The organism is Georgenia muralis (assembly GCF_003814705.1).
Taxonomy (GTDB): Bacteria; Actinomycetota; Actinomycetes; order Actinomycetales; family Actinomycetaceae; genus Georgenia; species Georgenia muralis.
Genome location: NZ_RKRA01000001.1, coordinates 1,440,624 through 1,452,303, shown reverse-complemented (window position 1 = coordinate 1,452,303; position 11,680 = coordinate 1,440,624). Strand labels below are relative to the sequence as shown.

Sequence of the window (11,680 nt, the reverse complement as noted above, 5' to 3'; positions counted from 1 at the left end):
GAGGACCCTCAGCTCCCGATGACCTGCACGAGGAGGATCTTGGCGATGATCCCGACGGCGAAGAGGGCGGCGTAGCCGGCCTCCACCCGCTCGTCGGTGACGCGCCCGTTGGCGTAGGCGAGGATCGCGGGCTGGCCCACCAGGCCGGCGAGCGCACCCGCTGCCCGGGCGGTGCTCACCCCTGCGGTGCGGGCGAGCACCCCGAACAGCGCCGCCGTGAGCACGCTGAGAGCCAGCGCGAGCACGACCACGCGCAGCCCCTCGCCGGTGAACGCCGCCGACGCGAACGCCTGACCGGACGCGAGGCCGGTCGCCCCGAGGAACAGCAGCAGCCCGAGCTGGCGGATGGTGAGGTTCGCTGCGATGGGCAGGCCCCACACGAGCGGGCCGGTGCGCTCGAGGCGGCCGAGGACCATCCCGACGACGAGCGGACCCGCGGCCGAGCCGAGGGCGAAGCTCGCCCCACCGGGCAGGGGCAGCGTGAGCAGGCCGACGGCGAGACCGGCGGCCAGGCCGATCCCCAGGGAGAGGGCGTCGACCTCGCTGACCCGGCGCTCGGAGTCGCCGAAGAGCTCGCGCACCTCGTCCATCCGCCCCCGCGGCACGATGACCCGGACCTTGTCGCCGAGCTCGAGGACGAAGTCGTCCGAGGCGAGGAGGTCGAGGTCGCCGCGCCGCACCCGGGTGACGACGCCGTCGAAGCGCCCGGGGACGTCGAGGTCGGCGACCGTGCGTCCGGCGAGCGCGGGCCGGGAGACGATGAACCGGCGGTAGTCGACGGTGCTGCGGTCGTGGGCCAGGTGCTCGCTGACCCGGCGCCCCAGGCGCTCGCGCGCCGCGGCCACCGCCTCCGCCGGCCCGACCATGACCACCCGGTCCCCCGCCAGGAGCTCCTCGTCGGGGTCGATGACGCGGGTGCGGCCCGCTCGCTGGAGGTAGGACAGCCGCACGCGGTCCTCCGCGACCTCGGGCAGGTCCGCGATCCGTGCCGGGTGCAGCACCTCGACGGAGATGTCCACCAGACCCACCCCGGCGACCGAGCCCCGGTCGCGCCGCGCAGGCCACGAGCGGGACAGCACGGCCCCGACGGCGAGGATGGTGACGACGACGCCGACGGGGTAGGCCAGGGCGTAGCCGACCGCGGGCTCCTCCGACCCGGCGAGCTCCGTCGCGGCGGCGAGAGCCGGGGTGGAGGTCAGGGCGCCGGTGAACGCCCCCGACCGCAGCCCGGGCGTGAGCCCCAGCGCGGCGCCCAGGACGATCGCCGCGACGGCGACGAGCGCGAGGACACCGACGGCGCCGCCCAGCAGCGGGAGCTGGCGGCGCAGGTCACGGAAGAACCCCGAGCCGGCGCCGAGTCCGACCGTGTAGACGAACAGCGCCAGGCCGAGGGTCTGCAGGAGGCCGAGCCCCTCGCCCAGCCGGGGGTCCAGGGCGCCGACCGCCAGCCCGACGAAGAGGGCGCCGGCGGGTCCGAAGCGCAACGGGCCGAACGGGATCGTGCCGATGAGCGTGCCCACCGCGACGACCACCATCATCGAGAGCAGGGGTGAGGCGGCGAGGACGTCGACCATGGGGCTCAGCCTCCCACCACCGCGCGGCGTCGCCCGGCCAGACGTCCGACGAGCGCACGTGCGGCGTCGCGGCCTGCGCGGTTCGCACCCACGGTCGACGACGACGGCCCGTAGCCCACGAGGTGGATGCGGGGTTCGGACGCGACCTGCGTGCCGGCCATGACGATCCCGCCCCCGGGCGAGCGCAGGCCGAGCGGCGCGAGGTGGTCGAGCGCGGCACGGAAGCCCGTGGCCCACACGATGACGTCCGCGGGCTGGAACGTCCCGTCGGCCGCCCGGACGCCACGGGGCTCGATCCGGGTGAACATCGGCCGGCGGTCCAGGACACCCCGGGTAGCTGCGGCACGGAGCTCGCGGCGCCAGATGAGCCCCGTGACGGAGACGACGCTGGCCGGCGGCAAACCCTGCCGCACGCGCTCCTCGACCAGGGCGACGGCCCGACGGCCCGCGTCGGCGTCGAACTCCTCGTCGCGCCAGAGGGGTTCGCGCCGCGTGAACCACGACGTGGTGGTCACCCGGGAGATCTCCTCGAGAAGCTGGACGGCGGAGATCCCGCCACCCACGACGACGACGTGCTTCCCGGCGAGCTCCTCGGCAGAGACGTAGTCGGCCACGTGGAGCTGACGTCCGGCGAAGCTCTCCTGACCGGGGTAGCGGGGCCAGAAGGGCCGGGTCCACGTACCCGTGGCGTTGACGACGGCGCCGGCGAGCCAGGTCCCGGCGTCGGTGTCGAGGAGGAGGTCGGCGCCGGCGCGGTGGACCGACCGTACGGACACGGGCCGCAGGACCGGCAGCTCGAAGGCGCTCTCGTAGTCCGCGAAGTATCGCGGGAGGGCCTCCGCGGACGGCTCGGCGGGATCGACCGTCGGCTGGGGCGCGCCCGGCAGGTCGTGGATGCCGTTGACCGTCGCCATGCGCAGGGACCGCCACCGGTGGCGCCACGCCCCTCCCGGCCCGGCCTCGGCGTCGAGGACGACGTAGGTGCCCGCACCGCCGGGGGGCCACCCCAGCGCGCCGCCGCCGACTGCGAACCCGGCGGCCGCGGGACGATCTGCCGCGGTACCGGTGACGGCCGGGGCGGTGGCGGCGGGACCGGTCGGGTCCGTGGCCGGGACGAGCCCGAGACGGCGCAGGTGGTAGGCAGCCGAGAGCCCGGCCTGACCGGCCCCCACGACGACGACGTCCGCCCGGCGCCGGCCGTCCGTGAGCGTCGCGCGCCGGCGAGCTCCCTCCTGCCACGCTGCGTCCTGACGCTGCCCACCCTGACGCTGCTGGGCGGTCCGGGCCGGCGCGGTGGGGGTCATACCGGGAGAACACCGCGGACGGAGCGCTCCTTCCGGGTCGAGGCGTGGGACTGCCCACAGGGCGGCTCGTCCACAGCCACCCGTGCGGCGCACCGCAGGGTCGGAGCCGGTGTCGGTAGCGCCCCGTAACCTCCTCTCAGCGGGAACGAGGGAGGGAGCGGCGATGGACCTGCGGGAGGTGGTGGCGCTGGGCCGGGAGCTCATGGACCGGCACGGCCTGACGTCGTGGGCGTTCACCCTCGACGGTGCCAAGCGGCGTGCGGGGGTGTGCCGTTTCGACCGTCGGACGATCTCGGTCTCGCGGCACCTCATGTCGCTCTACGACGTCGAGCAGGTGCGGGACACGGTCCTGCATGAGATCGCCCACGCACTGGTCGGGCCCAAGCACGGCCACGACGCGGTCTGGCGGGCGAAGGCACTGGCCCTCGGCTGCTCCGGCTCCCGCCTCGTCGATGCGGAGGCCCCGCGCGCACCGGCGCCCTGGCGCGGGGTGTGCCCGCGCGGTCACGCCTTCGACCGGCACCGCCGCCCCGCCCGCCCGTCGAGCTGCGCGCGCTGCGACCCGTCCTTCAACCCCGACCTCCTTCTCCGGTGGACCTTCCACGGGCGTCAGGTGCCGATGGGCCAGCGGTACGAGCGCGAGCTGCTCAATGCGCTGGCCGGGAGCCGGCGGCGCCGGGCGGCCGAGCTCTACGCCGACGCGCTCGCCGGGCGCGGCGGCACCGAGACGAGCCGCCGGACGGGCGAGCCCTGGTGGGTGCACGACCAGCTCGAGGCCGACGGCGAGGACTGGGTGCTCGACGACGACGGCCGGCGGTGGCGGGTGGAGGAGCCGCCGCCCGAGATCGCGGACCCGCCGCTCACCCCCGAGATGCGCCTCGCGGTGCGGGCCGCGAGCGGCGGCCTGGGGCCGGGTTGGACCGTCCGACTCACGGCGCCGGGCCGGTACCACGGAGTCGAGGGCGCGGTGGTCAAGAGCGCGCGGACGAGGTACCACGTGCGGGCGGGGCGCGGCGTCCTCACGGTGCCGTTCGAGTACGTCGAGCCGGTCCGCCCGCCCGGGTGAGGCCGACTCGTGGGTGGCGCGAGCCGACTCGTGGGTGGCGCGAGCCGACTCGTGGGTGGCGCGGCGCTACCGGGTGACCTCCTCGAGTACCTCGAGGACGTGGCGGTACGGGCGGCCGGTGGCGGCGGTCATGCCCATCTCGCAGGTGCGGTTGCAGGAGGCGTAGGCCGCGAACGGCCCCTGGTCACGCTCGAGCGTGGCGATCTCGGCCGCCTGGGCCTCGGTCGCGCCGGCGGTGAGCTCGGGGTGGAGCATGCCCCGGTCGCCCGCGGTGCCGCAGCACCCCCACGCGACGGGGACCGTCACGTCGGTCGCGGCCGCGCGGGCGACCTCGGTGAGGTCCTCCACGGCGCCGAGGTGGACGACCGAGCACGTGGGGTGCAGCGCGAGGGTGGGCACGCGCCGGGACGGCTCGACGGCCAGACGTGGCAGCACCTCCTCGCGGGTGAACGTCACGGCGTCGACCGTGCGCACCCGGCCCCACCTCTCGGCGGCGGTCCCGGTGAGGTGCTTGCCGATGCCTGCCAGGCCGTGGCTGCAGCTCGAGGCGTCCGACACCAGCGGCACCCGACCGCCCCGCGTCAGCCGCCACACCGAGGCCGCGACGCGGGCGGCCATGGCGGCGGCGCCGTCGGTCAGGCCCTTGGACTCCCACACGGTGCCGCAGCACAGGGAGTCGATCCCCTCGGGCACCGCGACGCGCAGCCCTGCCCGCTCGCACAGGCGCAGGAACGCCGCCCCGGCGCCGTCCCCACCGCCCTCGGCGGCGAAGATCGAGCCGATGCACGCCGGGAAGAACACGACGTCCGCCGTCCCGGTGCCGTCCGGACCGGCGCCCGGCCCCGGTCGGGCTCCGGGGCCGGCTCCGGCCCCGGCCACGACCGCCGGGGACGCGGCGGCCAGGGCCCGACGGGGGCCGCCCGGCCCGGGCAGGTCGTCGCCGACCTGCGGGATCCAGTCCCGCAGGGTCTCCCCCGCCACGGCCCGCACCCCCGCCGTGAGGCCCCGCAGGACCGGCGTCGGCACCGCACCGGCGACCCGCAGCGCGCCACGGATGGCCGTGGTGGCCGGGCCCCACGCCCCGGCTGCGAGCGCGCCGGCCGTGCGGACCGGCAGCGGCCGTGACGCGGCACGGAAGGACTTCATGACCTTCCCGGTGTCGATGCCCACCGGGCACGCCGTCACGCACAGCGAGTCGGCGGCGCAGGTGTGCACGGCCTGGTAGGTGTACTCGTCCTCGAGCTCGGCCCGCCGCTGCGGCGTCGAGACCGCCATCTCGCGCAGCAGGACGATGCGCTGCCGCGGCGTCGTCGTGGTGTTCCGCGAGGGGCACACGGGCTCGCAGTAGCCGCACTCGACGCACCGGTCGAGCTCGGGGTGGGCGGCCGGGAAGAGCTTGAGGTTCTTCAGGTGCGCCTCGGGGTCGTCGTCCAGGACCACGCCGGGGTTGAGGATCCCGGCCGGGTCGCACAGGGCCTTGACCTCGCGCATGACCTCGTACAGCTCGTCGCCGAACTGACGGCGCACGTACGGCGCCATGATCCGCCCGGTGCCGTGCTCGGCCTTGAGCGAGCCGTCCGCCCCGAGGATGAGATCGACGAGGTCCTCGGTGAACGCGGCGTAGGCGTCCAGCTCGGCGGCCACGTCGAGGTGCGGGTTGATCTGGAAGTGCAGGTTCGCGTCCTTGGCGTGGCCGAAGATCACCGCGTCGTCGTAGCCGTACCGGGCGAGGAGCACCCCCAGGTCCCGGACGGTCGCGGGCAGGGCCGGCGGCGGGACGACGATGTCCTCCAGCAGCGCCGTGGTGCCCTGCGGCCGGGCACCGGCGACGGCGGCGTAGAGGACCTTGCGGGTCACCCACATCCGGCCGCGGGCGACCGGGTCGGTGGTGAGCTCGGCCGGGGCGCTCAGCGCCAGGCCCCCGATGACCGGGCGCAGCCCGGCGGTCAGGGCCGCCAGGCCCTCGGCCGTGTGGTCCTGGACCTCCACGAGCAGGGCGGTGTGGTCACGCACCGCGAGCGCGCGCATGACCTCGGGCGCCTTGGGGTCACGCTGGGAGACGCGCAGGGACGACGCGTCGAGGAGCTCGACGGCGTCCGCGCCGGCCGCGGTGAGCGGGATGATCGCGTCGGTGGCCGCGTCGATGGTCTCGAAGACGCACAGCGCGGTCGCCGCGTGCGGCTGGGCGGGCACCGTGCGCAGGGTGACCTCGGCGATGTAGGCGAGCGTGCCCTCCGCACCGACGACGAGGTGGGCGAGGATGTCGGCCGGGCGGTCGTGGTCGAGAAAGGCGTTGAGGGCGTAGCCCATCGTGTTCTTCATCGAGAACTGGTGCTCGACCTTCGCCCGGAGCCCGGCGTCGACGCGCACGCGGTCGCGCAGCCGCGCCAGCCCGGCGTGGAGGTCCGGCTCGAGGGCACGCAGACGCTCGTCGGCGTCGGGCGGGCCGGTGTCCACGACCGTGCCGCCGGGCAGGACGAGGACCATCGAGTCCAGGGTGCGGTACGCCGTCATCGTCGTGCCCGACGTCATGCCTGAGGAGTTGTTCGAGACGATGCCGCCGAGGGTGCAGGCGATCTCGCTCGCGGGGTCGGGACCGAGGCGGCGGCCGTGCGGGGCGAGGGCGGCGTTGACCCGGCGCAGGACCGCGCCGGGCTGGCAGCGCACCCGGGCGCCGTCGTCGAGCACCTCCACCCGCGCCTGGTGACGCCGGACGTCGACGAGGACCGAGTCGGTCGAGGCCTGTCCCGACAGGGACGTCCCCCCGGCGCGGAACGTCAGCGGCGTGCGCGCACGGGTGGCGGCGGCCATGACCGCCGCGACCTGCTCGGGCGACGTCGCGGTGACCACGGCCTTCGGCGTGAGGAGGTAGTGCGACGCGTCGTGCGCGAGGCGCACCCGGTCCACCAGCGCGGTGGAGACGTGGTCGGGGCCGCCGGCGGCCGACAGTCCCGCCAGGGCGGTGGGGTCCAGCGTGAGCGTCATTGCCTGCCACCTCGTCGTCGTGTGCGCCTACTGTGCCACCCCCCTGCAGGTCACGAAACGATTCCGGTCCTTGACGTATCTATGACGGAGCGCGTACCGGACGATAACCTGCCGGAGGCGCCCCGATCCCGGCACCGACCCGGGAGCGCCGAGCCCGCAACAGGAGTGGCACCGATGAGATCCCCCCGTCGCCCCCGTGGCACGGCCGCGGCGGTCGCGGGGAGCGCGCTCGCCCTCGCCGCGTGCACCACGGAGGCGGGTGACGCCGGGCTGGCCGCCCCCACCGACGACGGCTCGGCCAGCGTCACCCTGCGCGTGTGGGACGCCGCCGCCGCCCGTGCCTACGCGGAGTCCTTCGACGCGTTCATGACCGAGCAGCCCGACATCCGCGTCGAGGTCGAGGTCGTGCCGCGTGCGGAGTACTGGGACCGGGTGGAGACGGACCTCGCGGCCGGGGAGATGGCCGACCTCTTCTGGGCCGACGGCGCCGGCTACGCGCGCTACGCCGAGGAGGGTGCCCTCGTCGACGTCGGAGCCGCCCTGGGCGACGAGCACGACGAGTGGGTCGGCGTCGTCACCGACCTCTTCAGCCGCGACGGCACGGTCTGGGGGGTGCCGCAGCTGTGGGACCCCGTCGCGCTGTACTACGACGTGGAGATGGTGGAGTCGACCGGGGTGGACGTCGAGGAGCTCACCTGGGCCCCGGCGGCCGGCGCCGCCACGACGGGGGCGAGCGGGAGCCGCACCGACGGGGACGACGCCGGCGAGGACCCGCCCACCGAGGACCCCACCGACGACGACCCGCCCACCGACGGCGGCGACCCGCCCACCGAGGACACCACCGACGACGGCGACCCGCCCGCCCCGGACGACACCCTGCTCGACGCCGCGCGCGCCCTGACAACCGACTCCTCCGGACGACGCGCCGACGACGAGGGCTTCGACCCCGCCGCCCCGGCCACCTACGGCTTCGACGCGCAGGGCGACCTCCTCGCGATCGCCGGCTCCTTCCTCGCCCAGAACGACGCCGCCCTCATGGCCGAGGGCGAGTTCGCCTTCGCCTCGGCACGGGGTGAGCAGACCTTCGGCTACCTCGTCGACATGGTCACCCGGCACCGCACCGCACCGCCCGTCGTCGCCGGCGGCCCCTCCGCGGTGGACCAGTTCACCGGAGGGCGCCTCGCGCTCCTCCAGTCCGGTGCAGCGGACCTGCGGGCCGTCGCCGAGTCGGCGCGCGGACCGTGGGCGCTCGCCCCGCTGGTGGCCGGTCCTGAGGGGCGGGTCGCGGTGGTCGACGGCGTCGCCGCCGTCGGCAACGCTGCGACGGAGGACGAGGGCGCCGCGGTGGCGGTGCTGCGGTGGCTCGGCTCGGCCGACGGTCAGGCCGCGCTCGCCGGGCAGGGTGTCGCCCCGCCCGCCACGGTGGGCGCGACGGACGCCTTCGTCGAGCACTGGTCCGAGCAGGGTGTCGACGTGGCACCGTTCTTCGAGCTCGACGCCGCGGTGCCCGCACCGTCCGGCCCCCGGGTCCGGGCCGGGCTGGCGGCGCTGACGCCGGTCCTCGGCGAGATGTACGTCGGACTCGCGCCCGTGCCGGCGGCGCTCGCCCGGGCGCAGGACGCCGCCAACACGGCGATGGAGCCCTGATCCGACAGGACCAGGGCTCCACCCTGCTGGTCACGGCCGGCCGGGCCGCGACCGGCTAGACCTCCTTGAGCGCACCCACCACGTTCGTGAGGGACTCCTTGGCGTCACCGAAGAGGACCTGCGTCTTCTCCGAGAAGAGGAGCTCGTTCTCGATGCCCGCGAACCCGGGCCGCATGGAGCGCTTGAGGAAGATCGTCTGGCCGGCCTGGTCGGCGTTGATGATCGGCATGCCGTAGATCGGCGCGCCCGGGTCGGTCCGGGCCGCGGGGTTGACCACGTCGTTCGCCCCCACGACGACGACGACGTCGGTCGAGGGCATGGCGGCGTTGATGTCGTCGGCCTCGACGAGGAGCTCGTAGGGCACGTTCGCCTCGGCGAGGAGGACGTTCATGTGCCCGGGCATGCGCCCGGCCACCGGGTGGATGCCGTAGACGGCGTCCACGCCGCGGGCCCGCAGAGCCGTGACGAGCTCGGCGACGACGTGCTGGGCCTGCGCCACCGCCAGGCCGTAGCCGGGGACGACGACGACCTTGTTGGCGTAGGCGAGGGTGATGGCGACGTCCTCGGCCTGCGCGCGGCGGACGGGGCGGTCCGAGGTCTGCGTGGACCCGGCCGTGGAGCCGCCCTTGAGGGCCCCGAAGAGGATGCCCGTCACCGAGCGGCCCATCGCCGTCGCCATGGCGATGGTGAGGATCGAGCCGGACGCGCCGACGAGCGTGCCGGCCACCAGCAGCAGGGTGTTGGACATCGCCCACCCGGACGCCGCCACCGTCAGGCCGGTGAAGGCGTTGAGCAGGGAGATGACGATCGGCACGTCCGCCCCGCCGACCGGCAGGACGAGCAGCGCGCCGAAGGCCAGGCCGACGGCCATGAGGACGACGCCGAGCCACACGTTGCCGGTGAGGGCCACCGCGACCCCCACCCCGACGCCGGCGACCAGCGCCGCGACCATGAGCGGCGCAGCGAACGGCACGACGATCGGCCGCGAGGTGATGGTCCCCTGCAGCTTGAAGTAGGTGAGGATCGAGCCGAGGAGGGACGTCGAGCCGACGAGGATCGCGAACGCGGTCGCCGTCGTCGCGACGGCGCCGGGCTCGGTCCCCATCCACTCGGCGAGCTCGATGACGCCGACGACGGCGGCAGCGCCACCGCCCACACCGTTGAAGATGGCGACGAGCTGCGGCATCTCGGTCATCTTGACCCGCCGCGCGGCGGGCACGGCGACGGCGGAGCCGATGCCGACCGAGCCGAGGACGAAGGCGAGGTTGGCGCCGCGGAAGTCCGTGGAGAGCAGCACCGTGACCACGGCGATCGCCGCGCCGAGCGCGCCGAGGAGGTTGCCCCGGCGGGCGCCACGCGGGGACGACAGGCCCTTGAGCGCGAGGATGAAACAGACGGCGGCGGCGAGGTAGATGACCTCGGCCACGGCGGCGGGCAGGAGGTTCATCGGGGGTCACCGGCCATCTCGGACTCACGCTGGGGCTGCTTGGGCCGGCCGGAGAACATCTCGAGCATCCGGTCGGTGACGACGAACCCGCCGACGAGGTTGACGGTCGCGAGCAGGGTCGCGAGGGACCCGAGCACGATGAGCCAGGGCTCGGTCGCGTGGGCGGTGACGGCGATCGCGCCGACGAGGATGATGCCGTGGATGGCGTTCGCGCCGGACATCAGCGGGGTGTGCAGGGTCGAGGAGACCTTCGAGACCACCTCGACGCCGACGAAGGCCGTCAGGACGAAGAGGGTCAGGATCGTGATGCCGCTCATCGCCGGCCTCCCGCGTAGCTCGTGGTGCGGTCCTCACCGGCGGTGTCGGGCGAGACCGGTGAGATCAGGTCCGCACCCGGCGGGGTGGTCACGTCCGTCTCGGGCGCGACCGGCGCGGCGTCGGCGACCGGCGCGGCGGGCGGCGCCACGGGCGCACCGTCACGGTCGCGCGTGACGCCCTCGTGGGTGAGGGCGAGACCGGCGACGATGTCGTCGTCGAGCGGGACGACGAGCTCGCCGTCCGCGACCAGCAGGGCGAGGACGTTCGCGACGTTCTTGGCGTACAGGCGCGAGGCGTCAGCGGGCAGGTCGGACGGCGCCGAGGCGAGGCCGACGACCGTCACCTCACCGGCACCGCGCGAGCTGGGGACGCGCACGTCCTCACCCGGGCGCGAGGCCTCGACGTTGCCGCCGGTGGAGGCGGCGAGGTCGACGACGACCGAGCCGGGCCGCATCGCGGCCACCATCGCAGCGGTCACGAGCAGAGGGGCGCGGTGGCCGGGGACGGCCGCGGTGGTGATGAGGACGTCGGCGTCGGCGATGTGTGGGGCGAGCGCGGCCTGCTGACGCTCCGCGGCCGAGGAGCCCAGGGCCCGGGCGTACCCGCCGGTGCCGGTGCCCTCGGCGGCGTCGAGCCCGACGTCGATGAACGTCGCGCCCACCGAGCGGGCCTCCTCGGCGGAGTCGGGCCGGATGTCGTTGGCGGCGACCTTCGCGCCCAGGCGCTTGGCAGTGGCGATGGCCTGGAGCCCGGCGACGCCGATGCCCAGGACGACCACCTTCGCCGGCGGGACCGTGCCCGCGGCGGTCATGGCGAGCGGGAAGAACCGCGGGAGTCGGATGGCGGCCTCGAGGACGCACCGGTACCCGGCCGCGAGCGCCTGGGAGGACAGGACGTCCATCGACTGGGCCCGGGAGGTCCGGGGGAGCCGTTCGAAGGCCAGCACCGTGAGCCGGTTCGCGTTCGCCGCGGCGAGGCGCTCGTCGTCGTCGAGCGGCGACTCCAGTCCCAGGGTCACCGCCCCGGGCCGGAGCCGGCCGAACGCCGTGGCCGGCAGCGGGGTGACGTGGGCGAGGACGTCGACGGCGGCGAGGTCGATCGCCGGGACGACTTCGGCGCCGGCGGCCGTGTAGGCCTCGTCCGGGTGGGTCGAGGCGGCGCCTGCGCCGGACTCGACGAGGACGCGGTGGCCGGCGCGCACCAGTGCCGAGACGATGTCCGGCACCAGGGCCACCCGGGTCTCAGGAGATGGCTCCCGTGGGGCTGCGATGGTGATCACAGACCGAGCCTAGGCTCGTCCGAGTCCGGATTCTGGGACTTTGTCCCCAACGCCCGGCGG

8 protein-coding genes are annotated in these 11,680 nt (G+C 75.2%); 2 read left to right on the top strand and 6 right to left on the bottom strand.

Annotated features, from left to right (window positions below):
- Positions 1–8: 8 nt before the first annotated feature.
- Together EDD32_RS06415 and EDD32_RS06410 are read right to left on the bottom strand one after the other, a co-directional pair.
- A complete protein-coding gene (locus tag EDD32_RS06415) occupies positions 9–1,574 on the bottom strand; it encodes an aspartate:alanine exchanger family transporter (protein WP_123915963.1) in 1,566 nt (521 codons plus the stop codon).
- 5 nt (positions 1,575–1,579) lie between these two features.
- Positions 1,580–2,878, bottom strand: a complete 1,299-nt coding sequence (locus EDD32_RS06410; protein ID WP_123915961.1) for an NAD(P)-binding domain-containing protein — start codon at positions 2,876–2,878, stop codon at positions 1,580–1,582.
- Positions 2,879–3,041: 163 nt separating this feature from the next.
- On the opposite strand from EDD32_RS06410, the gene EDD32_RS19105 reads away from it, so the two are divergent.
- Positions 3,042–3,944, top strand: a complete 903-nt coding sequence (locus EDD32_RS19105) for a SprT-like domain-containing protein (protein ID WP_211338749.1) — start codon at positions 3,042–3,044, stop codon at positions 3,942–3,944.
- Between the two features lie 66 nt (positions 3,945–4,010).
- Here EDD32_RS19105 and EDD32_RS06400 read toward each other — a convergent pair whose 3' ends face one another.
- Positions 4,011–6,929: an FAD-binding and (Fe-S)-binding domain-containing protein gene (locus EDD32_RS06400; RefSeq protein WP_123915959.1), complete on the bottom strand. Its 2,919-nt coding sequence runs from the start codon at positions 6,927–6,929 to the stop codon at positions 4,011–4,013.
- A 174-nt stretch (positions 6,930–7,103) separates the two neighbouring features.
- Here EDD32_RS06400 and EDD32_RS06395 point away from each other — a divergent pair, with 174 nt between their 5' ends.
- Positions 7,104–8,576 (top strand): extracellular solute-binding protein, encoded by a 1,473-nt coding sequence (locus tag EDD32_RS06395; RefSeq protein ID WP_170175233.1) that lies wholly within the window; start codon positions 7,104–7,106, stop codon positions 8,574–8,576.
- 55 nt (positions 8,577–8,631) lie between these two features.
- Here EDD32_RS06395 and EDD32_RS06390 read toward each other — a convergent pair whose 3' ends face one another.
- The 3 genes from EDD32_RS06390 to EDD32_RS06380 are packed head-to-tail and all read right to left on the bottom strand — an operon-like array spanning position 8,632 to position 11,620.
- On the bottom strand, positions 8,632–10,023 hold the full coding sequence (locus tag EDD32_RS06390; protein ID WP_123915955.1) for an NAD(P)(+) transhydrogenase (Re/Si-specific) subunit beta: 1,392 nt from the start codon (positions 10,021–10,023) through the stop codon (positions 8,632–8,634).
- Positions 10,020–10,340, bottom strand: coding sequence for an NAD(P) transhydrogenase subunit alpha part 2 (locus EDD32_RS06385; RefSeq protein ID WP_123915953.1), 321 nt, complete (start codon positions 10,338–10,340; stop codon positions 10,020–10,022). The genes EDD32_RS06390 and EDD32_RS06385 overlap by 4 nt, the downstream gene beginning before the upstream one ends.
- Complete coding sequence (locus EDD32_RS06380; RefSeq protein WP_123915951.1) at positions 10,337–11,620, bottom strand: NAD(P) transhydrogenase subunit alpha; 1,284 nt, start codon at positions 11,618–11,620, stop codon at positions 10,337–10,339. The genes EDD32_RS06385 and EDD32_RS06380 overlap by 4 nt, the downstream gene beginning before the upstream one ends.
- Positions 11,621–11,680: the final 60 nt, after the last annotated feature.

Bases quoted from the DNA above. Each gene is read 5' to 3' on its own strand.
- EDD32_RS19105 (WP_211338749.1), top strand. From the start codon at position 3,042: ATGGACCTGCGGGAGGTGGTGGCGCTGGGCCGGGAGCTCATGGACCGG.
- EDD32_RS06385 (WP_123915953.1), bottom strand. From the start codon at position 10,340: ATGAGCGGCATCACGATCCTGACCCTCTTCGTCCTGACGGCCTTCGTC.
- EDD32_RS06400 (WP_123915959.1), bottom strand. From the start codon at position 6,929: ATGACGCTCACGCTGGACCCCACCGCCCTGGCGGGACTGTCGGCCGCC.
- EDD32_RS06415 (WP_123915963.1), bottom strand. From the start codon at position 1,574: ATGGTCGACGTCCTCGCCGCCTCACCCCTGCTCTCGATGATGGTGGTC.
- EDD32_RS06395 (WP_170175233.1), top strand. From the start codon at position 7,104: ATGAGATCCCCCCGTCGCCCCCGTGGCACGGCCGCGGCGGTCGCGGGG.
- EDD32_RS06410 (WP_123915961.1), bottom strand. From the start codon at position 2,878: ATGACCCCCACCGCGCCGGCCCGGACCGCCCAGCAGCGTCAGGGTGGG.
- EDD32_RS06390 (WP_123915955.1), bottom strand. From the start codon at position 10,023: ATGAACCTCCTGCCCGCCGCCGTGGCCGAGGTCATCTACCTCGCCGCC.